Annotated in this window: 21 protein-coding genes, 1 tRNA gene and 5 pseudogenes; 19 read left to right on the plus strand and 8 right to left on the minus strand. The window is 67.6% G+C overall.

The features are described from left to right. Positions 1–7: 7 nt before the first annotated feature. Together MMB17_RS14945 and MMB17_RS14950 are read right to left on the minus strand one after the other, a co-directional pair. The gene (locus tag MMB17_RS14945; RefSeq protein WP_241099303.1) at positions 8–592 is read right to left on the minus strand and encodes an amino acid synthesis family protein; all 585 of its coding nucleotides are present in this window, start codon (positions 590–592) and stop codon (positions 8–10) included. Then, positions 589–1,173, minus strand: coding sequence for an amino acid synthesis family protein (locus tag MMB17_RS14950; RefSeq protein WP_238311438.1), 585 nt, complete (start codon positions 1,171–1,173; stop codon positions 589–591). Before MMB17_RS14950 ends, MMB17_RS14945 begins: the two co-directional genes overlap by 4 nt. A gap of 368 nt (positions 1,174–1,541) precedes the next feature. Here MMB17_RS14950 and MMB17_RS14955 point away from each other — a divergent pair, with 368 nt between their 5' ends. The 5 genes from MMB17_RS14955 to MMB17_RS14975 are packed head-to-tail and all read left to right on the plus strand — an operon-like array spanning position 1,542 to position 6,167. Further along, positions 1,542–2,732 carry a substrate-binding protein gene (locus MMB17_RS14955; RefSeq protein WP_241099306.1) on the plus strand — a complete coding sequence of 397 codons (1,191 nt, stop codon included), beginning with the start codon at positions 1,542–1,544 and terminating at the stop codon, positions 2,730–2,732. A 25-nt stretch (positions 2,733–2,757) separates the two neighbouring features. Next, entirely contained in the window at positions 2,758–3,531 is a 774-nt protein-coding gene (locus tag MMB17_RS14960; protein ID WP_241099307.1) for an ABC transporter ATP-binding protein, read from the plus strand. Further along, positions 3,528–4,238, plus strand: a complete 711-nt coding sequence (locus MMB17_RS14965; RefSeq protein ID WP_241099308.1) for an ABC transporter ATP-binding protein — start codon at positions 3,528–3,530, stop codon at positions 4,236–4,238. Before MMB17_RS14960 ends, MMB17_RS14965 begins: the two co-directional genes overlap by 4 nt. A gap of 7 nt (positions 4,239–4,245) precedes the next feature. Further along, on the plus strand, positions 4,246–5,100 hold the full coding sequence (locus MMB17_RS14970) for a branched-chain amino acid ABC transporter permease (protein ID WP_241099309.1): 855 nt from the start codon (positions 4,246–4,248) through the stop codon (positions 5,098–5,100). After that, the gene (locus MMB17_RS14975) at positions 5,100–6,167 is read left to right on the plus strand and encodes a branched-chain amino acid ABC transporter permease (RefSeq protein ID WP_238311433.1); all 1,068 of its coding nucleotides are present in this window, start codon (positions 5,100–5,102) and stop codon (positions 6,165–6,167) included. The genes MMB17_RS14970 and MMB17_RS14975 overlap by 1 nt, the downstream gene beginning before the upstream one ends. Positions 6,168–6,213: 46 nt before the next feature. Here MMB17_RS14975 and MMB17_RS14980 read toward each other — a convergent pair whose 3' ends face one another. Further along, entirely contained in the window at positions 6,214–7,107 is an 894-nt protein-coding gene (locus MMB17_RS14980; protein WP_241099310.1) for a LysR family transcriptional regulator, read from the minus strand. Between the two features lie 114 nt (positions 7,108–7,221). Between MMB17_RS14980 and MMB17_RS14985 the strand changes: the two genes are divergently transcribed. The 4 genes and pseudogenes from MMB17_RS14985 to MMB17_RS15000 all read left to right on the plus strand — a co-directional run. Further along, positions 7,222–8,439 (plus strand): acyl-CoA dehydrogenase, encoded by a 1,218-nt coding sequence (locus MMB17_RS14985; RefSeq protein WP_238311432.1) that lies wholly within the window; start codon positions 7,222–7,224, stop codon positions 8,437–8,439. Positions 8,440–8,441: 2 nt separating this feature from the next. Beyond that, on the plus strand, positions 8,442–9,614 hold the full coding sequence (locus tag MMB17_RS14990) for a CaiB/BaiF CoA transferase family protein (RefSeq protein WP_241102206.1): 1,173 nt from the start codon (positions 8,442–8,444) through the stop codon (positions 9,612–9,614). A gap of 105 nt (positions 9,615–9,719) precedes the next feature. Further along, a pseudogene (locus tag MMB17_RS14995) lies at positions 9,720–10,551 on the plus strand (IS3 family transposase); the annotation flags it as partial. 3 nt (positions 10,552–10,554) lie between these two features. Next, positions 10,555–11,255: pseudogene (locus tag MMB17_RS15000) on the plus strand (IS3 family transposase); the annotation flags it as partial. A 70-nt stretch (positions 11,256–11,325) separates the two neighbouring features. Here the strand turns inward: MMB17_RS15000 and MMB17_RS15005 are convergent. Together MMB17_RS15005 and MMB17_RS15010 are read right to left on the minus strand one after the other, a co-directional pair. After that, positions 11,326–11,499 carry a hypothetical protein gene (locus MMB17_RS15005; RefSeq protein WP_241099311.1) on the minus strand — a complete coding sequence of 58 codons (174 nt, stop codon included), beginning with the start codon at positions 11,497–11,499 and terminating at the stop codon, positions 11,326–11,328. 72 nt (positions 11,500–11,571) lie between these two features. Further along, the gene (locus tag MMB17_RS15010) at positions 11,572–12,228 is read right to left on the minus strand and encodes a TetR family transcriptional regulator C-terminal domain-containing protein (RefSeq protein WP_238309325.1); all 657 of its coding nucleotides are present in this window, start codon (positions 12,226–12,228) and stop codon (positions 11,572–11,574) included. Between the two features lie 156 nt (positions 12,229–12,384). Here MMB17_RS15010 and MMB17_RS15015 point away from each other — a divergent pair, with 156 nt between their 5' ends. The 4 genes from MMB17_RS15015 to MMB17_RS15030 are packed head-to-tail and all read left to right on the plus strand — an operon-like array spanning position 12,385 to position 17,497. After that, positions 12,385–13,239, plus strand: coding sequence for an FAD binding domain-containing protein (locus MMB17_RS15015; RefSeq protein ID WP_241099312.1), 855 nt, complete (start codon positions 12,385–12,387; stop codon positions 13,237–13,239). Then, positions 13,236–13,748, plus strand: coding sequence for a (2Fe-2S)-binding protein (locus MMB17_RS15020; protein WP_241099313.1), 513 nt, complete (start codon positions 13,236–13,238; stop codon positions 13,746–13,748). Before MMB17_RS15015 ends, MMB17_RS15020 begins: the two co-directional genes overlap by 4 nt. A 3-nt stretch (positions 13,749–13,751) precedes the next feature. Further along, entirely contained in the window at positions 13,752–16,112 is a 2,361-nt protein-coding gene (locus MMB17_RS15025) for a xanthine dehydrogenase family protein molybdopterin-binding subunit (RefSeq protein ID WP_241099314.1), read from the plus strand. Beyond that, positions 16,109–17,497 carry an amidohydrolase family protein gene (locus MMB17_RS15030; RefSeq protein ID WP_241099315.1) on the plus strand — a complete coding sequence of 463 codons (1,389 nt, stop codon included), beginning with the start codon at positions 16,109–16,111 and terminating at the stop codon, positions 17,495–17,497. The genes MMB17_RS15025 and MMB17_RS15030 overlap by 4 nt, the downstream gene beginning before the upstream one ends. Before the next feature lie 107 nt (positions 17,498–17,604). Here MMB17_RS15030 and MMB17_RS15035 read toward each other — a convergent pair. Then, a pseudogene (locus tag MMB17_RS15035) lies at positions 17,605–17,937 on the minus strand (transposase); the annotation flags it as partial. Here MMB17_RS15035 and MMB17_RS15040 point away from each other — a divergent pair. The 5 genes and pseudogenes from MMB17_RS15040 to MMB17_RS15055 form a co-directional block, all read left to right on the plus strand. After that, positions 17,936–18,085, plus strand: a pseudogene (locus MMB17_RS15040) (IS3 family transposase); the annotation flags it as partial. The pseudogenes MMB17_RS15035 and MMB17_RS15040 sit on opposite strands and share 2 nt — an antisense overlap. Before the next feature lie 172 nt (positions 18,086–18,257). After that, positions 18,258–19,100: a DUF429 domain-containing protein gene (locus tag MMB17_RS15045; RefSeq protein ID WP_241102207.1), complete on the plus strand. Its 843-nt coding sequence runs from the start codon at positions 18,258–18,260 to the stop codon at positions 19,098–19,100. A gap of 245 nt (positions 19,101–19,345) precedes the next feature. Then, positions 19,346–19,422, plus strand: a tRNA-Arg gene (locus tag MMB17_RS15050). A gap of 597 nt (positions 19,423–20,019) precedes the next feature. Continuing rightward, a pseudogene (locus tag MMB17_RS25420) lies at positions 20,020–20,166 on the plus strand (hypothetical protein); the annotation flags it as partial. A gap of 140 nt (positions 20,167–20,306) precedes the next feature. Further along, positions 20,307–20,633 carry an IS3 family transposase gene (locus tag MMB17_RS15055; protein ID WP_241099317.1) on the plus strand — a complete coding sequence of 109 codons (327 nt, stop codon included), beginning with the start codon at positions 20,307–20,309 and terminating at the stop codon, positions 20,631–20,633. Here the strand turns inward: MMB17_RS15055 and MMB17_RS15060 are convergent. Further along, positions 20,564–21,323, minus strand: a protein-coding gene (locus MMB17_RS15060) for an IS5 family transposase (RefSeq protein WP_241102208.1) whose coding sequence is annotated in 2 segments (ribosomal slippage) — positions 20,564–20,987 and positions 20,986–21,323 — 762 coding nt in all. Because the reading frame shifts where the segments join, the coding sequence is not laid out codon by codon here. The genes MMB17_RS15055 and MMB17_RS15060 overlap by 70 nt on opposite strands. Positions 21,324–21,881: 558 nt before the next feature. Next, a complete protein-coding gene (locus tag MMB17_RS15065; protein WP_241099318.1) occupies positions 21,882–23,372 on the minus strand; it encodes an MDR family MFS transporter in 1,491 nt (496 codons plus the stop codon). A gap of 289 nt (positions 23,373–23,661) precedes the next feature. Between MMB17_RS15065 and MMB17_RS15070 the strand changes: the two genes are divergently transcribed. Continuing rightward, positions 23,662–24,192, plus strand: a complete 531-nt coding sequence (locus tag MMB17_RS15070) for a phosphate-starvation-inducible PsiE family protein (RefSeq protein WP_241099319.1) — start codon at positions 23,662–23,664, stop codon at positions 24,190–24,192. The last annotated feature ends 209 nt before the right edge of the window (positions 24,193–24,401 follow it).

Here is a 24,401-nt window from a genome sequence, read left to right on the forward strand (position 1 = left end):
GCCCGGCTCAGACCAAGCCGTCCTCGCCCTTGATCGCCTCCAGCCGAAGGCCGCCGACGCGCGGATGCGGACGGCCGCCATCCGTGATGGCGATGGCGACCGCGATCTCGTCCTCCCGCGGCGCATCCGGCACGAGGACCTCCATGCCGTCGAAATGGCTGCGCACCTTGGCCGCGTCCTTGTGGCCGAGGGGGATGTCGAAGGCGGCACCGGGCCGTCCCCGCTTCTTCGAGGAGGGGATCAGGGCCGCTCCCTTGCCGAGCACCTCCCGAAACGGCGTGCCGAGCGTCGGATGCAGGAGGGCGGCGGCATGCTCCAGCTCGCCCTCGGCGCCGACGAGCGCGGCCTTCCCGAAGCTCTGCACGGCACCGCCGGGCAGCTTCAGCGCCGACAGAGCCCGCTCGGGCAGGATCCGGCCGAGCTCCGTGCCCATAGCGGTGAGATCGGACAGATCCTCGACGAAGCGGCCGGCATACGGGTTGCGAATCACCGCCACCGCGGCGCAGCGCCGGATGGGGGAGGCAACGGGCCGTCCGCCTTCCTGCAGCGTCTCTTCGACGATCGTGACGATACGGCGGATATCCTTGCTCATCGCAGGCCGTCCTTGCCCTCGATGGCGGAGGCCTCCAGACCGCCGGAGCGGCTATGGACGCGGGCGCCCGTCGTCATGGCCAGCACGACCACCAGCTCGTTCGCCCGGGGCGCATCGTTGATGCCGACCTCCATGGCGTCGAAATGGCTGCGGACGTAGGAGGCATCCTTGTGCGCGATCGGGATGTCGATGCGCGTTCCCGGTGCGCCCACCTTCTTCGCAGAGGGGACGATGGCCTTGGCGCCGCCGAGGGCCTCCCGCATGCCGTAGCCCCCGGGCGCATGCCAGAGGGCGGCGTGTTCGAGCTCGCCGGCGGTCCCGGCGATGGCCCCCTTGCCATAAGCCTCCACGGTTTCGGGCGCCCCGCCGAGGGCCTCGATCAGCCGCCGCGCCATCTCGAGGCCGAGGGGCTCCAGATCCGTCATGAAGGGCTGGATCTCCTCCACGTAACGGCCTGCGAACGGATTCTCGATGACCGCCAGGATCGCGCCGCGGCGCTGGGGCGTCGACGCGGGCGGACCGTTCTCGTGGAAGACCTCGTCCACGATCGTCACGAACTTGCGAACGCTTGGCGTTGCCATCCCACTGCCTTCCATGACCCTTTCGTTGGTACACAAACAAAATCTGTCATCGGGTTGCTGTCAAGCAGGGATCGCCGAAGGGGCGCCATCAAATCCTTGCCGGCGAAGAGCGCCGGGTCATGTCTTGGAGACCCGGTCAAGTCGATTGACAGGTTGTTAGACCACTCATAATCTCATGCGAGCACCAACAAATTTTGGTGTGCCGCTTTTAGGTTTCGGAGGTCGCTTCGAGCCGGATTGCGGGAGCGACGATCGAACAGGCGTCGCTGGGCATCGGTGGGAATGGCCGCAAACAGCGTCCGTGCCGCGAGGCGAGGATGCGGCCAAGCCGCCCGCCTCGCGCGTCTTCAGGCACAGGGGGACGGACAATGAGCATTCTCTCTTCCGCGCATCGGCCCATATCCCGCCGCGGCCTCATCCTCGGCAGTGCCGGCGCCCTCGCCGTCAGCCTCGGGCGGCCCTATCTGGCCCGCGCGGCCGAGCCGATTCGGGTCGGCATCCTTCAGCCCTTCTCAGGCGGTCTCGAGGTTCTGGGCACGCAGGGCGCGCAAGGGACCGAGCTGGCATTGCTGGAGGCCAACGAGGCCGGGGGCGTGCTCGGCGGCCGTCCCTTCGAGATCGTCCGAGCCGACGACCGGACCGATCCGAAAACGGCCGTGGAGCGGACGCTCGAACTGATTCGCCGGAACGAGGTCGCCGCGATCGTCGGCCCGGTGACGAGCGCCAACAGGGACGCGATCCTGCCGACCGTCCGTCGTTTCCAGTCGCTTCTGCTCTACGCCACCGACTACGAGGGCGGCGTCTGCGATCCGCGGGTCTTCTGCTACAGCGCCCTGCCGGCGCATTGGGTGAACCCGCTGGTTCCCTACGCCCTCTCCAATCTCGGCAAGGCATTCTATCTCATCGGGTCCGACTATGTCTGGCCGCAGAAGATGAACGCCGCATTCCGCACGCAGGCCGAGAAGGCCGGCGGCCGCGTCCTCGGCGAGGAATACACGCCGTGGGGCGCGAAGGACTATTCGGCGACCCTGCGCAAGATCGAGAGCTCGGGAGCCGAGGTCGTGGTGGTCTCCATCGTCGGGGCGGACGCGATCACCTTCGTCAAGCAGTTCACGGCCGCCGGGCTCAACAAGCGGATCCGGATGATCTTCTTCGGCTTCGGCGAGAATTATATGGCCGGCCTGTCCGCCGAGGAATCCGAGGGCATCGTCGCCCCGTCCAACTTCGTCCAGACACTCGACAAGCCCGAGGCGCAGGCCTTCGTCGCCAAGGTGCGGGCGCGCTACGGCGCGTCGACCGTCGTCTCCAACACCGTCGATGCCCACTACACGCTGACGCGTTTCTTCATCGAGGGCGTGAAGCGGGCCGGCACGGTCGACAAGCAGGCCGTGGCCCAGGCGATGGTCGGCCATCCCCTGATGTCCGGCAACGGCGAGGTGGTGATGCGCGCCTCCGACCGGCATGCCGATCTCAACGTCCTGATCGTCCAGGCCCAGGCCGGCAAGCTCAAGGTCGTCAAGGATCTCGGCCGGATCGAAACCCCGAGCCAGTGCGGTTGAGGCGGCGCGGCTGCGGAGAAGAGCCATGAGCGAGCCCGGCCTCCCGCCCGCCCTCGAACTGACGGGCGTCTCCAAGCGCTTCGGCGGGCTGACCGTCCTCGACGGGCTGGATCTTCAGCTCGGTCGCGGCGCCATGGCTTGCATCCTGGGCCCGAACGGTTGTGGCAAGACCACCCTGTTCAACCTCATCACCGGCGCCCTCACGCCGGACGGGGGAACCATCCGGGTCGACGGCGCGGAGGTGGGCGGGCTCGCTCCGCACGAGATCTCGCGCAAGGGGGTCGGGCGCAAATTCCAGGTGCCCGGCATCTATCCCGAACTGACCGTGGCCGAGAATCTCGAGGTTCCGCTCATGGCGGGCGGGGCCGGAAACGGCCCCCTCGCGCTCCTGCGGCGGCTCGGCGGTGGGGCGGCGAGCCGGGCCCGCCGGGACGAGTTGCTCGACCTCTGCGGCCTCGCCGCCAAGGCGGAGCAGGCGGTCGCGACCATCTCGCATGGCGAGCGCCAGCGCCTGGAGATCGCGATGCTGCTGGCGCGGGGCTCGCGGATCCTTCTGCTCGACGAACCCACGGCCGGCATGTCCACCGTGGAGACGCAGGCGGTCTGCGATCTCGTGACCGAGCTTCAGAACAAGCACGGCCGGGCGGTGCTCCTGATCGAGCACGACATGGGCTTCGTCCGCGCCCTCGGATGCCCGATCGTGGTCATGGTCCGCGGCAAGGTGATCGCCCGCGGCAGCTATGACGAGGTCAGCCGCGACCCGGCGGTCATCCAGTCTTACCTTGGACGCGTCCGATGATGCTGCATGTCGAGGGCCTGGCGGCCGGCTATCCGTCCGGCGGGCGCATCTTGGACGGCGTCGCGCTGGAGCTGAAGGAGGGCGAGATCGTCGCCCTGCTCGGCCGCAACGGCATGGGCAAGACGACGCTGATGCGCGCCCTGTGCGGGCAGCTGCCGCTCCAGACCGGCACGATCCGGCTTGGAGGGCGCAGCCTCGGCGGCCAACCGACCTTCCAGTTCGCCCGGGCGGGCATCGGTTACGTGCCGCAGGGCCGGGAAGTGTTTGCGCAGTTCACGGTCGAGGAAAACCTGATGCTGGGGGCCCTCGGCAAGCCGGGTCTGCCCCGGAGCGTTCCGGCCGAAGCCTTCGAGATCTTCCCCATCCTCGGCGAGCGTCGCGCCCAGCGCGCCGGCACGCTCTCGGGCGGCCAGCAGCAGCAGCTCGCCATCATGCGGGCGCTGGTGGGCCAGCCGCGGCTCCTTCTCCTCGATGAGCCCTCGGAAGGGATCCAGCCCTCGATCGTCGACGAGATCGCCGTCACCCTGGGCCGGATCGCCCGCGAGAGGAAGCTGACCGTGCTGATCGTCGAGCAGAATCTCGACTTCGTGGAGCAGCTCGCGAGCCGGATCCTGTTCATGGAGAACGGCCGGATCGCGCCGGAGCAAGCCGGGGTGGGCGAGCTGCGCTCCAATCCCGACCTCGTCCATCGCTTTCTTTCGATCTGAGGCGCCCATGGCCACCGTGATCGCGCTCTCGATCGACACGCTCTCGTTCACGCTGACCCTGCTGCTGGTGACGCTCGGTCTCGTGGTCATCTTCGGCATGATGAACGTCATCAACATGGCGCATGGCGAATTCTTCCTGATCGGCGCCTACGCGGTGGTGGCGATCACGCGGGCCGGTGGCTCGTTCTGGCTCGGCCTGGTGCTCGCCCCCTGCCTCCTCGCCCTGCTCGGCTTCGCGATCGAATGGCTGGTCGTGCGTCACATCTACCGCCGCTTCATCGATACGATCCTGGCCACATGGGGCCTCTCGCTGGCCCTGAAGCAGGGGGTGATCATCCTGTTCGGCCCCGGTTCGCAGAGCGTGCCCAATCCGATCCCCGGCACGATCGACCTCATCGGCGTCGCCTATCCGGCCTACCGCCTCTTCATCATGGCTATGGGTCTGGGGCTGGCCCTCGGCACCTACTGGCTGTTCTTCCGCACCTCCCTCGGCCTCCAGGCGCGCGGCGTCATCGCCAACCGGGCCATGGCCGCCTCGCTCGGCGTCAACACCCGCCGCATGGACTGGGCGACCTTCGCCACCGGCGCGGCGCTGGCCGGCTTCGCCGGGGCCGTGATGTCCCCGATCATGAGCGTCGATCCGCAGATGGGGATGGGCTTCCTCGTCCCCTCCTTCCTGGCCGTCCTCGTCGGCGGCGTGAACTCGCTGGTCGGCGCCGCCCTCGGCTCGGGCGTGATCGGCGGCACGACCACATTGCTCTCGGCCCGGCTCGATCAGGCCGATGCGCAGATCCTGGTCTTCCTGCTCGCCATCGTGGTGATCCGCTTCTTTCCTCAAGGTCTGACGGGAGGTCGGCGCTGATGCGCGTGGCTCGTGGAACCCTCCTGACGCTCCTGTGCTGGGCAATGCTCGCGATCCTGCCGCCGATGCTCGGCGACTGGAACGCCAGCCTGCTGGCCCAATACGTCACCTACGGCATCTTCGCCCTCAGCCTCGGCCTTCTCTGGGGCACGGCCGGCATCCTGTGCTTCGGGCAGGCCATCTTCTTCGGGATCGGCGCCTACAGCATGGCCCTGGTCACCCTCGGCAAGCTCCCGGCCCTCGGCACCAGCCAATGGACCGGTCTCGCCCTCGCCCTCGCCCTGCCGGCGGCGGCCGCGGCGCTGATCGGCTGGCTGCTCTTCCGCGGGCGCGCTTTGGCGGGGGCGCAACTCGGCATCGTCACCCTCTGCGCGGCGGTGGTCGCCGAGACGGCGGCGCGGCGCTGGGACTTCATCGGCGGCTTCAACGGCCTGTTCGGCGTGCCGCCTCTGGCCTTCCCCTTCGAGGGCGACACGCTGTCGGGCATCGGCACCGCCTACGCCACGCTGGCGGCGGCGCTGGCGGCCTATCTCCTCGGCCTCGCCATCACCCGCTCGCCCCTCGGCACGGTGCTCGCGGCGATCCGCAACGACGAGAACCGCACCGCCCATCTCGGCTACAATGTCCGCAGCCACAAGATCTTCGTCTTCACCGTCTCCGGCGGGATCGCGGGGCTGGCGGGCGCGCTCTTCGCCGTCCAGTTCAACTTCGTGTCGCCGAGCCTCGTCGGGTTCGCCTTGTCCACCGAGGTGCTGATCTGGGTGGCGGTCGGGGGACGCGCGGTCCTGATGGCGGCCTTCCTCGGCGCCCTCCTGGTGCGCTCGGCCGAGAACGTCATGTCGGCGACCCTTGCCGATTACTGGCTGCTGGCGCTCGGGCTCCTGTTCGTGGCGACCGTGGTGCTCGCGCCCCAGGGTCTGCTGGCCGGCCTGCTTCATCTTCCGCCGCCCCGCCGCCTGCGACGGCGCCTGACGCCGGGGTCTGCCGGTTCGGTTGCCGCCCGGCGTGACGCCGACGATGCCGTCGCCACGCCGCGGGCCGATGGGGCTGCGGCCGGGGTGCCGTAAGGCGCTCGAACAGCCGGCACCGTCGGAACGGCGGTTCGGGGCCCGGTCAAGTCTGCGCGCCGATTTCCGAGCGCAGCCATTCCAACAGGGCGATGAGGGCAGGGGAGGGAGGCCGCGACCGGGGCCAGACCAGCCAATACGATCCGGAGCCCGGGACCGCTTGGCGAAACAGCGGCACCAGCCGGCCCTCGGCGATTTCCGCCTCCGCCAGGTAGTGCGGCAGGAGCGCGACACCCAGACCGTAGATCGCTGCCTGGGTCATGGGAGCGAATTGGTCGAACAGCATGCCGGTGATTGCCGGTGGGGGCGCCCCCTGCGCCTCGAACCATGTCCGCCACGCGGTCGGGCGGGTTTCGATCCGCAGGAGCGGCAGCTTCATCATGTCTTCAAGGCATTGGATTGGCGTGCGGGCCAGGAGGTCCGGCGCGACACAGGCGGTCAGCCCCTCCTTGAACAATTCCATCCGCTCGGTCTCCGGCCAGTCGTCGTGGCCGAAGTGGATCGCCGCGTCGAAGGCTTCCGCATCGAAGTCGAATCGCTTGAGGCGCGTCCCGAGATGGATGCTGACGCCCGGATGCTTGACCAGGAAACGGCTGAGCCGGGGTGAGAGCCAGCGCGTGCCGAAGGCGGGCAGGATGGCCAGCGACAGGGCGCCTCCATCCGGATTGGAGGCCAGATCGACGCTCGCGCGCTGCAGAATGTCGAGGGCGCGGGAGACCTCGCGGCCATAGGCGAGGGCGGCGGGCGTCGCCACGAGCCGCTGATTCCGGCGCACGAACAGCGCACGCCCGAGCTGGCCTTCCAGGGACTGCACCAGCCGGCTGACCGTTCCCTGCGCCAGGTTCATGTCACGGGCCGCCGCCGCCGTCGATCCGGTGCGCAGCACGGATTCGAAGGCGGAGAGTTGGCTGACGGAAGGGAGGAAGCGACGCGGACGCATGCGATCATCGATGCATTTTATGCATAAACTTAGAGCGTAATACCGTTGGCGAGCGCGCGGATCCAGCAATAAAAAACCGGCACGCCATCTCCCGCGGAGGACAGGGACGCTGCCATGAGCGATATCGTACGTGACGCCGCTTCGGCCGCGCCCAGGACCGGCGCCTTCGCCTGGGCCGATCCCTTCCTGCTGGAGGATCGGCTCAGCGAGGAAGAGCGGATGATCCGCGACACCGCCGCCGCCTTCGCCGCCGCCGAACTCGCTCCCCGTGTGCAGGAAGCCTATCTCGAGGAGCGGACCGAGCCCGGCCTGTTCCGCCTGATGGGGCAGGCGGGCCTTCTCGGCGTCACCCTGCCGGAGGAATACGGCGCGGCCAACGCCTCTTACATCGCCTACGGTCTCGTCGCCCGCGAGGTCGAGCGGGTCGATTCCGGCTACCGTTCCATGATGAGCGTTCAATCCTCGCTCGTCATCCATCCGATCTTCGCCTACGGGTCTGACGAGCAGCGCCGGACCTATCTGCCCGGCCTCGTGTCGGGCGAATTGATCGGCTGCTTCGGCCTGACCGAGCCGGATGCGGGCTCGGATCCCGGCTCCATGACGACCCGGGCCGAGAAGATCGCGGGCGGCTACCGCCTGCGCGGCGCCAAGACCTGGATTTCCAACGCACCGATCGCCGATGTCTTCATCGTCTGGGCCAAATCCGAGGCCCATGGCGGCAAGATCCGCGGCTTCGTGCTGGAGAAGGGCATGAAGGGGCTGTCGGCCCCGAAGATCGGCGGGAAGCTGTCCCTGCGCGCCTCGGTCACGGGGGAGATCGTGCTGGACGGCGTCGAGGTCGGCGAAGGGGCGCTCCTGCCGAACGTGTCGGGCCTACGGGGACCGTTCGGCTGCCTCAACCGGGCCCGGTACGGCATTGCCTGGGGCGTGATGGGAGCGGCGGAGGATTGCTGGCACCGCGCCCGGCAATACGGTCTCGACCGCCGGCAGTTCGGGCGCCCGCTCGCCCAGACGCAGCTGTTCCAGAAGAAGCTCGCCGACATGCAGACGGAGATCGCCCTCGGTCTTCAGGCCTCCCTGCGGGTCGGGGAACTGATGAACGAGGATCGTTTCGAGCCGGAGATGATCTCGCTGATCAAGCGCAACAATTGCGGCAAGGCGCTGGAGATCGCGCGTACCGCCCGCGACATGCATGGCGGCAACGGTATCCAGATCGAATACCACGTCATGCGCCATGCCCAGAACCTGGAGACGGTGAATACCTACGAGGGCACGCATGACATCCATGCCCTCATTCTCGGCCGCGCTCAGACCGGTCTCCAGGCCTTCTGATGATGCCCTTTCAGGGGGAGGCCCCCCTCGCGGGGCTCAAGGTGGTCGAGCTGGCCCGCATCCTGGCGGGCCCCTGGATCGGCCAGACGCTGGCCGATCTCGGCGCCGAGGTCATCAAGGTGGAAAGCCCGGAGGGGGACGATACCCGGACCTGGGGCCCGCCCTTCGTCGAGCGCCCGGACGGGAAAGGCGGCACCGAGCGGACCGCCGCCTATTTCCTGGCGGCCAACAGGGGCAAGCGCTCGGTCACCTGCGATTTTCACGATCCAGCCGATCTCGCCCGGCTGAAGGGCCTGATCGCCGAGGCCGATGTCGTCGTCGAGAACTTCAAGGTCGGAGGCCTCAGGAAGTTCGGCCTCGATTTCGAGAGTCTGTCGAAGGCCCATCCCCGCTTGGTCTATTGTTCCGTCACGGGGTTCGGACAGAACGGGCCGCGGGCGAAGCAGCCGGGCTACGATTTCATGATCCAGGGCCTGTGCGGCATCATGGATCTGACCGGCGAGCCCGGCGGCGAGCCGCAGAAGGTCGGGGTCGCCTGGATCGACATCTTCACGGGGCTCTACGGCGTCATCGGCATCCAAGCCGCGCTTGCCGAGCGGCAGCGTTCCGGCCTCGGTCAGCATGTCGACCTGTCGCTCCTCGATGTGGGGGTGGCGGTCCTGGCCAACCAGGCGATGAACCACCTCGTCGACGGCACTGTGCCGCGACGCATGGGAAACGCCCATCCCAACATCGTGCCTTATCAGGTGTTCCCGGCACGCGATGGTCATCTCATCATCGCCTGCGGCAACGATCGCCAGTTCGCCGCACTCTGCACCTTGCTCGATCGTCCCGAGATCGCGACGGATCCACGCTACGCCACCAACGAGACCCGCGTCGCCCACCGCGTCGCCCTGGCCGAGCTTATCGCGGGCCGAACCCGGACTTGGCGAAAGGGGGAGCTGATCACGGCTCTGGAACAGGCGGGGGTTCCGGCCGGACCGATCAACACCGTGGCGGAGGCGCTGGCCGATCCGCAGGTGGCGGCACGAGGCCTGCGGATCGATCCCGAGGGGCAGCCAGGCCTGCGGACGCCGATCAACCTGTCGCGCAGCGCGCTGAATTTGCGGCGAACGGCCCCCGCCCTCCGCGATGGACATTGGGGGTTCGAAACGGCGACGGACAGCGAGCCCTGATTTCCCCTGAAACGCACTGCGTCGTCAGGTTCAACACCGATTGAGGCGGGGCAATCCTTGGCCAGCCAGACATCTGCCGTCCGGTGATCCTCCCCCAGAGGAGTGATCTGCCCTGAGGTATGGCTTTCGTGCCAGGACGAGGACGGACAGAGGGGAACGAAGCGGCACAAGCCGGAGGATGTGATCGCCAAGCGGCGGCAGGTGGACGTTCTGGTCTCGCAGGGCCAGAGCGTATCCGAGGCGATCCGGGCGGTCGGCGTGACGGAGTGACCTACTATCGCTGGCGTAAGGAGTACGGCAGCCTGAAGAGCGATCAGGTCCGGCGGGTGAAGGACCTGGAGACCGAGAACCAGCGGCTGCGCAAGGCGGTTGCGGATCTCACCCTCGACACGCTGATCCTGCAGGAGGCCGCTCGGGGAAACGGACCAGCCCCGTGCGCCGACGCGCCTGCATCGCGCATGTCATGGACGTCCTGTACGTATCCGAGCGCCGCGCCTGCCGCGCGCTCGGCCAGTATCGCTCGACGCAGCGCAAGGGGCCGCGGGGTAGAGACGACGAGACCGCGCTGACCGCCGACCTCGTGGAACTGGCACGCCGGTACCGGCGCTACGGCTACCGGAAGATCGGTGCGCGGCTGAAGGCGGCGGGCGGGCTGGTCAACGACAAGCGGGTCGAGCGGATCTGGCGGCGCGAAGGTCTGAAGGTGCCGGCGCGCCAGTCGAAGCAGATTCGGCTATGGGACGGCGATGGCTCCTGCCTCCGGCTGTGGCCGGAGCGACGCGACCACGTGTGGTCCTACGACTTCGTCGAGGTGCGCACGCACGATGGCCGCAGGTTCCGGATCCTCAACGTGGTCGACGAGTTCAGCCGCGAGTGTCTGGCGATCCGCGTCGCTCGTAAGCTGAAGGCTGCTGATGTGATCGACGTGCTCTCCGACTACGGTTACAGCCGCTCCGGCTTCCACGCTTGGCTCACTCACCAACCCAGCCAACGCGCAGGCGACGATGAAGCGATTCTGGGCAAGGCCCGCACGAGCTTCGTGGCCAGCGACCGCACCTATGGCGCGAGGCGCGTTTGGCGCGACGTGCTGGCCGAGTGCGTCTCGTGCGGGCTGCACCGCATCGAGCGGATCATGCGCGAGAACGCCCTGCGGGCACGGTCGCGCCGACGCGGGTTGCAGAAGGATGAGGGGGAACGGGCCGCCGCCTCGCCCAATCTCTTGGAGCGGCGGTTCGTGGCCGACGCTCCAAACCGGAAATGGATCGCCGACTTCACGTATATTTGGACCGCCGAGGGCTGGCTCTACGTTGCCGCCGTCATCGACCTGTTCTCACGCCGTGTCGTAGGCCGGTCGATGCAGGCCAGCATGACGGCTCAACTCGTCACGGATGCGCTCGTCATGGCGATCTGGCGCAGGGGCAAGTGAGCCGCTCCGGCAACGTGTGGGACAACGCGGCAATGGAGAGCTTCTTCTCCTCGCTGAAGACCGAGCGCACGGCCCGACGGACCTACCGGACGCGGGACGAGGCCCGCGCGGACGTGTTCAATTACATCGAGCGCTTCTACAACCCGGCGCGGCGGCACTCGACCTTGGGCTACCTCAGCCCTGTCGAGTTCGAAAACCGTGCCCAATTGGCCTAGGACGGTGTCTACCAAACCGGCAGCAGGCCAAAGCTCTGAGCGCCTCAAGTGCGCGTTCGTGCGACGACCATCACCGCCTAAGGGCCGCACGGGGCGAATAGAAGGCGACGAGGAACAGCGACCGCGCACTGCCGCTGACCGGGGCCAAGCGGCTTATCTTCATCCGATGATTGGACTTGTCGTCGAGACCGGCATGCGCTGCGGTGAGTTGCTGGGCTTGACGTAGAACTTCGACCTGGAACATCGCGCAGGCTCGGTATCGTGGCGCTCATCAGTGCGCTCGATGAGCCTCGGGATCAGAGTGCAAAGCCTTGGATCACGGCCGGTGTCTGACGCCGTGAAGCACGATATGGATGATGCTCTCCGCAGCACTGTCCCAAGCCGCCTGTTCCATCGTCGTCTCTTCGGTTGCTCCATGGCCGAGCACGGTCGCGACCTCGATGGCGCTGTTGGCGTAGAACTCCGTGGCTGCCCAGATCAGGAAGAACAGGTGTCGCGCGTCGACGGGTGCCAGTGCGCCGCCTAACTGCCAAGTGTGCACGCGGCCGAGCTTGCGCTCCAAGACTGGTTTCAGCTCCTCCTCCAGGAACTGAGCGATGCGCCGGCTACCGTTCAGGACCTCCCCTGCCACGATCCGTGAGGCAGCGGAATGAGCCTGGGACACACGCATCTTGGCGCGGATGTAGTCCGCGATCGCGTCCGCTGGTGCCTTTTCCTCGTCGATGCAGGCGAGTTCGGTGAGCCACAGACTCAAAGTTCGGTCGAGAACGGCGTCGTAGAGGGCAGCCTTGGTGCCGTAATAATAGTGAACTGTGGCCGCTGCCATCGCCGCCGCGTCAGCAATGGCAGCCATGGTGGCGCCGGCACGTCCTTCCCGCGCGAAGATCTCGGCGGCCGCGTCCAGGATCCGCTCCTCTGCGCGAGCCCGGATCCTTGCCTTCGCCTGGGCCGCCGCTGCACGGGTCGCCTCCATGCGCTTCTCCTTTCCGTTCCCTCATGCGTGTCATCTATCGGCGCGCGCCGGAACGCCAGCCCGTCGGCAAATCCCCGCATTGGCATGGAGCATGCTAGATCCTGATTGTGTCATCAGGATCTGGGCGAATGGATCCGGGCGAAGCGGGAGCCTTTGATGCGAGCGGCGTCCTTCGAATACGTGCGGCCCTCAAGCCTCGACGAGGCGCTGAGCCTTCTCGAGGACCCTAACGCCCTCCCCATGGCAGGCGGCCAGAGCCTGATCCCTCTCCTGAACGAGCGATCGCTGCGTCCTGGGCTTGTCGTGGATATCGGCCGGCTTCCCGAAATCGGGACGATCACCGCGGATGCCACCGGTTTGCGGATCGGCAGTGGCGTGAGCCTGTCGCGGATCCTGGCTTGCCCGGACCTCTCTGCCTGGCCGCTCCTGAGGGAGGCGCTCTCCTCCGTGGCGAGCCCGGCCGTGCGCAACCGTGCGACGCTTGCCGGTAACCTTGTGCAGGCGAGCCCAACCAGCGAATTGCCCGTGGCGATGGTTGCCCTCAACGCGGCCCTGACCCTGCGCAGCCGCTCCAGCAAACGCAGCCTGCCGGCGCAGGACTTCTTCGTCGGTCCTCATCGCACCGCCCTCGCGCCCGGCGAGATCGTCACCGCGATTACCGTGCCTGCGTCTGCTCCGGCACTGCTTGGTGCCTTCGAGGAGATCGCCCCGAGGGCCGGAGCACCGCCTCTCGCCTGCCTGGCGGTCGCCGCCAGCCTTGATCCCGACGGCGTGATTGCGGGCGTCCGGATCGTTGTTGGCGGCGTGACCGGCGTTCCAGCTTCCTGTCCGGTGGCCGAGGCTGCGCTGGTGGGCCGACGGCTCGGGGAGCCGGTGCCCGCTTGGTCCAATGAGGGATTGGCCCTGCATCCCGACGTGCCCGAGGCAGCCTATGCCCTGGTCGTCCTACCAATTCTCCTCGAGCGGGCGCTCGCCCGCCTCGCCGACCGCTTTCAGGAGGACGCGGCATGAGCGGATCGACCTTCCCAGCCGCAGTCAAGCCGGTGCTCCATCGGATCGCTGCCACCGTCAACGGCGAGCCAGCGGAGGCAACTGTCCCGCCTCGCCTTCTGCTCAGCGAGCTTCTCCGCGACCGGCTCGGGCTCACTGGCACCCATGTCGGCTGCGGCACCGGCGCCTGCGGCAGTTGCACCGTGCTCGTCGATGGGGCGCCGATGCGCGCTTGCCTGATGCTGGCTGTGCAGGCGGATGGCGCGACCATCGAGACGATCGAGAGCGTCGGTGGCCCAGAGGGACTGCATCCGGTCCAGCAGGCCTTTCAGGATCATCACGCCTTACAATGCGGCTTCTGCACCCCGGGGATCGTGATGGCCGCGGTGTCCCTGTTCCGGGAGGATCCGCAGCCCTCCCCGGAGGCGCTCGACGCAATGCTGCAGGGTCATCTCTGCCGCTGCACCGGCTACCGCAACATCGCCGAGGCCCTGGCCACCCTCGCCATTCCCGCGCATCCGGAGGTCTGAGCCATGGCAGCCAGCCGTCTTGTCGGAACCCCCGTGCCCCGCAAGGAGGATCGCCGCCTCCTCCTCGGCCAAGCCCGCTTTGTGGCCGACATCGCCCTGCCGCGGATGCTGCATATGGCGGTGGTGCGCTCCGATCACGCCCATGCCCTCATTAAAGGCATCGATATCACCGCGGCTGCTTCGGCCGCCGGTGTTCGCCTCGTCCTGACAGGCGCGGACCTCTCCGATAGCGTCGGCCCCCTACCATCGATCGACCTCGCGGGTGAGGGCAATGCCGCACTCCAGCGAGTGCTCGCCACCGACCGGGTGCGCTTTGTCGGCGAGCCGGTCGCCGTAGTGGTCGCCGAGGATCCCTTCATGGCTGCCGACGCCGCTGCCCTGATCGAGATTGCCTACCAGCCGCTGCCGGTGGTGCTCGACGCGGAAGCCGCCGCCTCTGCCACTCCCCCCGCCCTGCTCTACGAGCGGCTCGGCTGCAACGTCATCCATACCTGCCGGCAGGAGGTCGGTGACCCGGACGCCGCCTTCGCCGCGGCGGACCGGGTGTTCGAAAAGACCTTCCGCATCCACCGCTACGTCGCCGCCCCGATGGAGACCCGCGGCGTGCTTGCCGACCCGACCGGCCAAGGCGAGCGCATTACCCTCTACAGCTCGACCCAGTTCCCGCATCTTCTGCGCGGCTTCCTCGCCGGCGTGCTCGGCCTGCCCGAGGCGGACCTGCGGGTAGTCGCTCCGGATGTCGGCGGCGGTTTCGGGGTGAAGTGCGAGTTCTATCCTGAGGAGATCTTGGCCGTGGTGGCCGCCCGGCGCCTCGGGCGCCCGGTCCGTTGGATCGAGAGCCGAGCGGAGCACTTCGTGGCGACGACCCATGCCCGCGAGCAGGTTCACCGTGTCCGCGCGGCGCTGGACGCGGATGGTATCGTCACCGCCATGACGCTGCACTCGCTGACCGATAACGGCGCGGCGGCGGCCACTCTCTCTGTGACTCCGGCCTCGATCTCCTCGGCCATGCTGCGCGGCCCCTACCGCGTCCCGAACTACCGGGCAGAGTCGCATTCCGTGGTCACGAACAAGACGCCGCTCGCGGTCTATCGCGGCGCCGGGCATCCCCAGGCGACGCTCTGCATGGAGCTGATGCTCGACCACATAGCCCGGGACACCGGCCTCGACCGGGTGGATCTGCGCCGCCGCAACATGATAACGCCCGCCGAGTTGCCGCTCGACCGCGGCACGGCCATAGTGCTCGCCGGCAAGGTCGTCTACGACAGCGGCGACTATCCCGCCTCCCTCGACCAAGCGCTCACCCTCGGCCTGTGGGAGAGCCGCGGCGCCCGGGCCGAGGCGGCGCGCGCCCGCGGTCGGCTGCACGGGGTCGGCCTCGCCTGCTTCGTGGAGGAGACCGCGATCGGCCCCTACGAGACCGGCAACGTGAGGGTCGACGGTTCGGGCAAGGTGACGGTCCTCACCGGCGCCTCGCCTCACGGCCAGGGCACCGCCACGGCCCTCGCCCAATTGGTGGCGGAAGAGCTCGAGATCGACATCGACCGGGTAGTCGTGCGCCACGGTGACACCGACCTGCTGCCCGACGGCGTCGGCACCTTCGCGAGCCGCGGTGGAGCCATCGCCGGCGCCGCCGCGCGGCTCGCTGCCCGCAAGGTCCGCGAGAAGGCGCTGCACGTCGCCGCCGAGATGCTTCAGGCGAAACCCGAGGATCTCACCTGGGCCGAGGGTGAGGCTCGTGCGCCCAACGGCGCCAGCGCCAGCCTTGCGGCGATTGCCGGGAGGGCCACGGCCTGGAACGCGATGCCGGACGGCCTCACGTCCTTCAACTTGGCCGGGGAGGCCCACCATCAGGTCACCGGCATCGCCTTCGCTAACGCCACCCACCTATGCGAGGTCGAGATTGACCCGCGCACCGGTGAACTCGCGGTAACGACCTATGCCGTGATCCACGATTGCGGCACGGTCATCAACCCAATGATCGTGGAGGGACAGGTGATCGGCGGCCTCGCCCAGGGGCTCGGTGGTACCCTGTTCGAGGAGATCCGTTACGACGCGCAGGGTCGCCCCCTAGCGCAGAGCTTCGCCGATTATCTGCTGCCTACCGCGGCGGACATGCCGCGGGTGATCCGGACCGGTTCGATGGAGAGCCCCTCTCCGCTCAACCCCTTCGGCATGAAGGGCGCGGGCGAGGGTGGCACCACCGGCTCGGTTGCCGCGATCACCGGCGCCGTGGCCGATGCGCTCGCCCCCCTGGGTGTCGTCATCGAGGGCGACGGTCCGTTCACGCCTCCGACCCTCCTCCGCCTGATCCGGGAGGCCGCGGCCTCCGCCAAGGACGCGATTAAGGACAATGCCGCATGAGCCTCATCCTCGCGGATGCTTGTCTCGTCACCATGAACCCGAATTGGGAGATCTTAGAGCGGGCGAGCCTGCTCGTGGAAGCGGATCGTATCGCCGGCATCGGCAGCCGGGCGAGCCTGTCTGCCCGGGCTCCCGAGGCCGAGATCCTCGATTGCGCCGGGATGATCGTGATTCCCGGCATGGTGAACACGCACACGCACCTGTTTCAGACCCTACTCAAGGGGCCAGGCGACGACATGGTGCTCAAGAAGTGGTTCGCCTGCATGACCGGACCGGCGGCCTGCAACCTTACGGAGGCGGATGTGAGCGCGGCGGCGACACATGGGTGCGTGGAGTCGATCCGCTCGGGGGTCACAACCCTGGTTGACTTCATGTATGCCCATCCGCGCCCCGGACTGACCCGCGCCGTGGTCGAGGCCTACGAGGCCACAGGCATGCGCGGCTTCGTCTGTCGCGGCTTCCTAACGGATGGCCTTCAATACGGTGTGCCGGAGCCGCTAATCGAGACGGTGCAGGCGGCCCTAGCTGATGCTCGCGCTCAGATCCTGGCGCAGAACCGCCCCGGCGGCCGCGTGCAGGTGGGGCTCGCGCCCTGCATGATCTGGTCCCTCGACGAGGCGAGCCTGCATGCAACGCGGGCGCTCGCCGACGAGCTCGGTGTTCTCGTGACCATCCATGTCGCCGAGACTCCCTTCGAGATCGAGGTCGCAGCCGAGCGCTACGGCCGCACCGACACAGCCTATCTGAGCGATATCGGCTTCCTGAAGCCGGACGTGCTGGCGGTGCATTGCGTCCAGTGCGGCAGCGAAGACATTGCCCTGCTCGCTCGCCACGGCGCGAAGGTCTCGCACAATCCCTGCAGCAACATGTATCTCGCCTCGGGCCTCGCCCCGATCCCGGCCATGCGGAAGGCAGGGATACCAGTGGGCCTTGCCAGCGATGGCCCGGCGAGCAGCAACAATCACAGCCTGTTCCAGGCGATGAAGTTCGCTGCTCTCACCCAAAAAGGTTTCCACCGCGACCCCGAGATCATGACGGCGCGGGACGCCCTGGAGATGGCCACAATCGGAGGCGCCCGCGCGGTCGGACTCGAGGCCGAAATCGGTTCGATCGAGCTCGGCAAAAAAGCTGACCTCGCCGTAGTCGACCTGCGCGACGCCTTTGCGTCGCCGATCCACGACCCGGTCTCCTCTCTCGTGTATGCAGCGCTCGGCCACGAGACACGGCACGTCCTGATCGACGGCCGCCTCGTCATGCGCGATCGTCAGCTGCTGAGCGCCGATGAGGGGGCAGTGCGGGCCCGGGCTCAGGCGGCAGCCGCCGACCTGACCCGGCGCGCCGGCATCGCGAGCCGAGCCCGGATCTGGTGCGACGCACCAGCGTGAGACAGCTTCGTTCGTTTCGAAGAATGTAACGGCGAAGTCTCCGGCTCTTCGATTGCTTCTCTGGCAGGGAGTGCTGCTAAGCCAATCCAAGTTAGAGCTGTTGCCGATCAGGTTGGATCGTACGCGTCGTATCCAGCGGCGGCGAGGCAGTTGCGGCAGGCCCTTGGTGTGAGTCTGTCGAAGGCTGAGCGGATGGCCGCTTTCAAGTCGGGAAGCGTGCGGGCGGCGGTTTTGTGCAGGTCTGCCTTCAGCTTGGCGAAGATCTGCTCGATCGGGTTGAAGTCGGGCGAGTAGGGCGGAAGGTAGAGCACCTTAGCTCCCGCTGCCTGTATCGCCTCGCGCACACCGGCCACCTTGTGAGCGCCCAGGTTGTGCAGAATGACGGTGTCACCCGGCTTCAGTGCAGGCACCAGAGTGTCGGCGACATAGGCCCTGCCCCTCGAATGCGAGGTGCTCGCCCGCCGCCGCTTCCGCTCGCAGGCGGAGGCACGCATGGCCGTCTTCAGCTACATTGAGGGCTTCTACAACCCGCTGCGCCGACACTCGGCGCTCGGCTACCGCTCGCCGGTCGTCTACGAGCAGGAGGTCGGATCAAAACCGCCAATCGAGACTCTGCTCAGCCAACCCCCCTCAACCGTCCACAAAAACGGGGCAATCTCAACGGGACACGGGGACTGGATCCGCACGACAGACCGCAAGCGTCTCGGCGACGTGCTGCTCGAGCGATAACAATCTTGAAAGAAGGTTGAGCGTGAAGGCTATGGGCGCGGTCAGCATCATCGGGTTCGACTCGGCCTGGACGGACAACCCGAAGGCGCCGGGTGCGCTCTGCATCATCCGGCTCGACGCAGCAGGTCGCCGCATGCTCATTCCGCCAATGTTGGTCACGTTCGCTCAAGCGTTGGTCGCAATCGCAGCGGAGGTGGTCGTCAGCCCTTTACGCATCGTCGCCATTGACCAGCCAACGATTGTGCCGAACGCGACCGGCATGCGTCCGGTGGATCGAGTTGCCGCTTCACTCATATCCTGGCTCGGTGGCGGCGTGCAGCCAGCCAACCGATCGAAGGTTGGCATGTTCGACGACGCGGCCGCGATCTGGTGGTTCAAGGACCGACTTGACGCGATCGAAGATCCGGAGGCCTCGCGTGCGGCGACGGAGGGCCTCTTCCTGATGGAGGTCTTTCCGGCCCTCGCTCTGCCGTCCCTCGAGCCCCTCTTCTGCGGTCGTCTGCTCGGAGCGCGCTATAATCCTGCTCGGCGGAAGACGTTCACGCGTGCCGGATGGCAGGGTGTGATCGATGCGGTCCGTCGCCGTGCAGATAGCGAAGGCATCGAGAGGCTGGGTGAGTGGGCCGATGCGTTGGCTACGATTTCCGAGCCAAGAAAAGCAGATCAGGACCGGTTAGACGCCGTGCTCTGCGCCTTGATCGCCCTGCACTGGCGCGTAGCATCGCGAGACGCCTCGATCATGCTCGGCGATCGGGTCTCAGGCTACATGGTAACCCCGGCAGCCGCCGAAGTCCGTCAGCGCCTTGAACAAGCAGCGAGACTAATGGGAGTGCCGATCGATCCAGATCGCCGCATTCCGGTGGGCGCGACATAGCCAGCATCGGCGCAGGCGCGGCACAATCGCGGCGCACGTCCCTGGACAGCGCCGCACGCCGTCCGCATTCGCGGACATACCGTCCGGAACGCGCGCATTCCTCCGCCCGTCCCTGCGCCTCGACATGATTCGAACGTGTGACCTTTGCTATCGGAGGACCACGCAGCCATCCCTTTGAGCAAAAAGGCCCACACAGCCACCATTGCGCCGACGCCCCGCTTGGGCTACTCCATCGCCCACGGCTAGCACCCGTAGCTCAGCTGGATAGAGCGTTGCCCTCCGAAGGCAAAGGTCACACGTTCGAATCGTGTCGGGTGCGCCAAGTTAACCTACTGTCAATAAAGGCAGATTCGGTTTCTAGGGTTTAGCCCTCAGTCTCCAAAAGGTCCGTCTGTCACGCCGCTGTCACAGTGAAGGCGCGACTCATGGCGACCGTTCGTAAGCGTGGAAGCTCCTGGCAGGCTCAGGTAGGCGTGAGGGATACCCCCCCGCTCTCCCGGTCATTCCCGGCCAAGGCTGAGGCGGTCTCCTGGGGCCGAGAGCAGGAACACAACATCGACCGTGGCCATCTCCCGGCAGGCAATCGGGCCGCTAAGGGTGTGCTCTCGGTGATCTCCTAAGGCGCTATGAAGCCCAGGTCATACCGAAGAAGCGAAGCAGCCGGTCAGAGCAATCACGTATCAAGACCCTCCTAGCCCATCCTATGGCTCAGGTGGCTGTCACACGTGTCACACCGGACTGGTGGCCTCCTACAGGGACCTCAGGCTTCAGGCGGTCTCAGGGGGCACGGTACGTAGGGAGCTAGGTAGGGGACTCATGGGATTGCCCCGGTTTGGTGGACACCGCGAGCGCTTTGGCGTGAGGTGTTTTTCCGATGCCCAAGAGCCGTCCCCCATACCCGGCCGAGTTCTGCCGTCAGATGGTCGAGTGGGTCCGTGCTGGCCGCGATCCGACCGATCTGGCCCGCGAGTTCGAGCCCTCCGCGCAGGCCATCCGCAATTGGGTCGCTGAGGCAGACCGCAGCGAGGGCCGGCGAGAGACCAAGCTGTCGACAGCCGATCCCGGCCTGACGGCAGCCGAGCGCGACGAACTCGTCAGGCTCCGGCGCGAGAACCGGCAACTGAAGCTGGAGCGTGACATCCTCTCTCGCGCGAAAGCCTGGTTTGCGCGGGAGACCGGGGTTCTGCCTGAGGGGTCTTCCGGTTCATGCGCGTCAACCAGGCTGACTTCCCGATTTCGGTCATGGCGCGCACGCTCGGCGTGTCGAAGGCCGGGTACTACGCCTGGGCCAGCCGGCAGCCCTCGGCGCATGCTGTGGCAGACGCCGCGCTGCTGAAGCGCATCCGCACCATCCATCTCGGCTCGCGCCAGACCTATGGCGTGCCACGGGTCCACGCCGAACTGCGTGAGCAGGGGGAACGGCATTCTCGCAAACGCATCGCCCGGCTAGGTAGGGTGCTCGATCAGGTCCATGCGATGACACAGGAAACGAGCGCGACGGCGGCCAGATGGTTGCAGGCCAAGCGCTCGTAGCGGGTCGCGACGCGCCGCCAGTTTTTGAGGTGTCCGAACAAGCGCTCGATCCGATTGCGCCGCCGGTAGGCGATCCGGCCGTGCTTGTAGGGCACTGTCCGGGTGGCCGTGGACGGGATGGTGGCGATCACCCGGTGGCTCTTGAGCCAATCCCTCAAGCTCTGCGCGTCATAGGCCTTGTCGGCGATCAGTCGCTTGGGCGGCACCACAGCGCGCAGCAGAGGCAGCGCCATGGTGATGTCGGCCACGTTGCCGGGTGCCAGGACGAACGCAACCGGTCGGCCACGACCATCGGCCAAGCAGTGGACTTTGCTCGTGAAGCCGCCGCGCGATCGGCCGATCGCCTGGCTCCAGGCCCCCTTTTCCGCCAGCGGCCGAGCGGTGGGCCTTCACGTGAGACGCGTCGAGCATCAACTCGTTGGGAACGGGGCCTGCGGCTGCGATCTTGGCAAACAGCCGCTGCCAGATCCCGCGCTGAGACCACCTGTTGTAGCGGTTGTAGATCGTCGTGTGTGGGCTGTAGGTGGAGGGCGTGTCCTGCCAGCGGCAGCCGACCTTCAGGACGTGCAGGATACCGCTGATCACCCGCCTGTCGTCGACCCGAGGTTTGCCCGGTTGGCCATGCGGCAGGTGCGGCTCGATCCGCGCCCAGGCCTCATCCGAGAGCCAGAACAACCGTGCCCTCGCGATCCTCCTGCGCTGGAAACTCCAAACTCAGGAAGAAAACGCGAGCAGCAGCAATTGGTTGTATGAGTCCCCTGCCTAGAGGCTACTACAATCGGCAGCGCATCCACTCAGCGCTCGGCTATCTCACGCCCGAGCAGGCCGAATGAACCGCGAGCGAACCCCATCCCCGCGAAGTCACGGAACGATCAGTTCCTCTCGCCTTCACAATGATTGCTTCAGAACCGTGCGGAGAGGCGCGCGGTGCCGGTTTGCGACAGGAAGCGGTCGCCGACATAGGCCTGATATTCGCCCGTCAGCTCGATGCCGCCGCCGAGGCCGATCTGAAAGCCGAGGCCGTCGTCCCGCTGATGCGGTCGGAGTCGTTCTGGTCGGCGCGGGTACAGGCGTCCGACAGACCGAAGAATGAGCCCGGCGTCCTCGTGACTGCCGAGATGTCGGCCCGACGGTGCGTCGACGGCCGGTAAGGCCGGCCTTGCCGGGCCGCCAACGCCGGGCGGAGCCGATCACGCCGAACCGGCCGATCCGAACAGGCCAACGCTCAGTTCGTCGCCCAGGCACCGGTTACGACGCTCGGGATGGCTGATCGCTTCCGCCGGCCTGTTCGCGCAAGGGACGCTCCTCCATGAGGGCGAGGAAGCCGAAGGCCAGGATCAGGCCGAGGCAGGCGGCGGCGAAGACGGAGCGGAAGGTGAGGGCGAGCTGCCCCGCCTCGGCGCCGCGGATCAGGCTCTCCATGTCCCGGACGCCCGCACCGTCGCCAGCCATCGCGCCGCCCAGCACGATCGTCCCGAACACGGCCACGATCAGGGCGCCGCCCAGGGAGCGGAAGAAGTTCATCGAGGCCGTCGCGATGCCGAGCTGATGCCGGGGGACCGCGTTCTGGATCGCGATCGTCGAGAGGGGCAGCACCGTGCCGATCCCCATGGAGAGCAGCACGAACAGGCTCTCCAGGAGCCAGAGCGGCAGGCTCCGGCTCCCGGCGGCGAGCGCCGCGCAGCAGGCGATGCTGATCAGCAGCATCGCCAGGGGCACGCGCTTGTAGTGCCGCAGAGAGACCATCGCCCGGCCCGAGGCGGTCGCGCCGAGCACGGTGCCGACCATCAGGGGCACCATCGCCGCGCCGGACTGGCTGGCGCTGAGGCCGATGACGCCTTCGAGGAAGATCGGCACGTAGATCGAGAGCCCGATCAGGGTGCCCATGGCGAAGCAGGCGGCGAGCGTCGCGCTGTACACCACCCGATCCTTCAGGACGCTGGTCGGGATCAGGGGCTCCGGCGCCGTCGCGAGCCGTGCCGCGAAGAGCGCGCCGACGACCAAGCCGAGGGCCAGGAGCCCGAGCACGGGCGCCGAGCCCCAGGGATAGCGCAGGCCGCCCCAGCTCAGTGCCAGCATCAGGCTCGTGGAGCTCAGCACCAGCAGCAGGGCGCCGGGATAGTCGACGCGGTGGCGCCGCTCGTTGCGGGGCAGGCGCTTCAGCTGCCCGTTGGTGAGGGCGAAGGCGAGGAGCCCGATCGGCAGGTTGATCCAGAAGATCGCCGACCAGTGCAGATGCTCGGCGAGGAAGCCGCCCAGCAGCGGCCCCGCCACCGAGGCGAGGGCGAACACGCCGGCGATGTAGATCTGATAGCGCGCCCGCTCCTTGGGCGACATGATGTCGGCGAGGATGGTCTGGGCGAGGGCGATGAGGCCGCCGCCGCCGATGCCCTGCAGCCCCCGCGCCAGGGCGAGCGTCACCATGCTCGGGGCCAGGGCGCAGAGCAGGGAGCCGAGGCTGAAGGTGCCGATCGCGATCAGCAGCATGATGCGGCGGCCGTGGATGTCGGAGAGCTTGCCGTAGAGCGGCGTGACCGCCGTGGAGGCGAGCAGATAGGCGGTGACGATCCAGGGCAGGTCGCCGGCATCCCCGAGATCGAGCCCGATCGTCGGCAGGGCGGTCGCCACGATGGTCTGGTCGAGGGCCGCGAGCAGCATCGCCGCGACGAGGCCGATCACGATGGCGCGGATCTCGACTTGGCTCAGGGGCGCCCGCGCGGCGGGAAGCGGCGCGTTCATGCGCGGAACGCTGCGGACAGGCGGGAAGTCTCGGGACGCGTCACGAATCGGGCCTTGTGCGGAGGGAGGCTCTCCACACGCCCACAGCAAGGCCGGAATGGGGCGAGGCCGCCGATGACGCTGCACGCGGACGACGGCGCCGGGGGCAGCCTGGGCGGCGGTGCCGGCGGCGAGCGAGAGGGCGAGCCGGGCCACGGGACCGGGGCCGCGAGCCGGGTGCGCACCGCGGCGCTGGACGCGTCGGCTCCGATCCTGTCAGATCGCCCGGACAGAGGGGGGAAGGCGCGCCATGTCCAGCAACGGGGACGATCAGGGCCGGCTCACGCGCGCGGCGAGCTTCATCTTCCTCCACACCGAGCATGCCATCTACGCGGCGCTCGGCGCGCTGCTCGCCCTCACCGCCCTCGTCGCGCTGATCGATGCCGCCGGGCTGACCTGGGCGGCGCTCACCACCCTGGGCGGCGCCGACCAGATCCTCGAGGTGGTGGACCGGTTGCTGTTCCTGCTGATGCTCATCGAGATCATGCACACGGTGCGGGTGTCGATGCGCTCGGGCAAGCTGACCTGCGAGCCGTTCCTGATCGTCGGGCTCATCGCCTCGATCCGACGGGTGCTGGTGATCACCCTGCAATCCTCGGAGATCACCCACGCCAAGGACTGGTCGCCGGAGAAGCAGGCGCTGTTCCAGGCCTCGATGATCGAGCTCGGCGTTCTGGCCGGCCTGATCCTGACGATGGTGATCGCGATCTTCGTGCTCCACCGCGCCCGCGACGATGGCCGGACCGCGGGCGAAGAGACGCAGGAGCAGGCCGGCCCGTGACGGCCCTCTCGCCCCCGCGCGGATCCGATCCGGTCGGCTCATCTCGGGCCGCATGACGAAACGATGCGCCTGCTCGCAGCGACGGGCCCTGTTTACTTTCTTGTCTCGAATGGAATTCTTCTTCCCGATCACGTGTTCATGGTCGGCCGGCGGCCGTGTCCTGCGCAGATCGGGACCTCTATAAGCAGCCCGGGGCGTGCGGCTTGCAG

Source organism: Methylobacterium organophilum, assembly GCF_022533465.1.
GTDB classification, from domain to species: Bacteria; Pseudomonadota; Alphaproteobacteria; order Rhizobiales; family Beijerinckiaceae; genus Methylobacterium; species Methylobacterium organophilum.

Coding starts and splice junctions, on each gene's coding strand:
- MMB17_RS15015 (WP_241099312.1), top strand. CDS start 12,385: ATGCGAGCGGCGTCCTTCGAATACGTGCGGCCCTCAAGCCTCGACGAG.
- MMB17_RS15010 (WP_238309325.1), bottom strand. CDS start 12,228: ATGGAGGCGACCCGTGCAGCGGCGGCCCAGGCGAAGGCAAGGATCCGG.
- MMB17_RS14985 (WP_238311432.1), top strand. CDS start 7,222: ATGAGCGATATCGTACGTGACGCCGCTTCGGCCGCGCCCAGGACCGGC.
- MMB17_RS14960 (WP_241099307.1), top strand. CDS start 2,758: ATGAGCGAGCCCGGCCTCCCGCCCGCCCTCGAACTGACGGGCGTCTCC.
- MMB17_RS15065 (WP_241099318.1), bottom strand. CDS start 23,372: ATGAACGCGCCGCTTCCCGCCGCGCGGGCGCCCCTGAGCCAAGTCGAG.
- MMB17_RS15030 (WP_241099315.1), top strand. CDS start 16,109: ATGAGCCTCATCCTCGCGGATGCTTGTCTCGTCACCATGAACCCGAAT.
- MMB17_RS14950 (WP_238311438.1), bottom strand. CDS start 1,173: ATGGCAACGCCAAGCGTTCGCAAGTTCGTGACGATCGTGGACGAGGTC.
- MMB17_RS14990 (WP_241102206.1), top strand. CDS start 8,442: ATGCCCTTTCAGGGGGAGGCCCCCCTCGCGGGGCTCAAGGTGGTCGAG.
- MMB17_RS14980 (WP_241099310.1), bottom strand. CDS start 7,107: ATGCGTCCGCGTCGCTTCCTCCCTTCCGTCAGCCAACTCTCCGCCTTC.
- MMB17_RS15055 (WP_241099317.1), top strand. CDS start 20,307: ATGCGCGTCAACCAGGCTGACTTCCCGATTTCGGTCATGGCGCGCACG.
- MMB17_RS14945 (WP_241099303.1), bottom strand. CDS start 592: ATGAGCAAGGATATCCGCCGTATCGTCACGATCGTCGAAGAGACGCTG.
- MMB17_RS14975 (WP_238311433.1), top strand. CDS start 5,100: ATGCGCGTGGCTCGTGGAACCCTCCTGACGCTCCTGTGCTGGGCAATG.
- MMB17_RS14965 (WP_241099308.1), top strand. CDS start 3,528: ATGATGCTGCATGTCGAGGGCCTGGCGGCCGGCTATCCGTCCGGCGGG.
- MMB17_RS15045 (WP_241102207.1), top strand. CDS start 18,258: ATGGGCGCGGTCAGCATCATCGGGTTCGACTCGGCCTGGACGGACAAC.
- MMB17_RS15070 (WP_241099319.1), top strand. CDS start 23,662: ATGTCCAGCAACGGGGACGATCAGGGCCGGCTCACGCGCGCGGCGAGC.
- MMB17_RS15005 (WP_241099311.1), bottom strand. CDS start 11,499: ATGTTCCAGGTCGAAGTTCTACGTCAAGCCCAGCAACTCACCGCAGCG.
- MMB17_RS15025 (WP_241099314.1), top strand. CDS start 13,752: ATGGCAGCCAGCCGTCTTGTCGGAACCCCCGTGCCCCGCAAGGAGGAT.
- MMB17_RS14970 (WP_241099309.1), top strand. CDS start 4,246: ATGGCCACCGTGATCGCGCTCTCGATCGACACGCTCTCGTTCACGCTG.
- MMB17_RS14955 (WP_241099306.1), top strand. CDS start 1,542: ATGAGCATTCTCTCTTCCGCGCATCGGCCCATATCCCGCCGCGGCCTC.
- MMB17_RS15020 (WP_241099313.1), top strand. CDS start 13,236: ATGAGCGGATCGACCTTCCCAGCCGCAGTCAAGCCGGTGCTCCATCGG.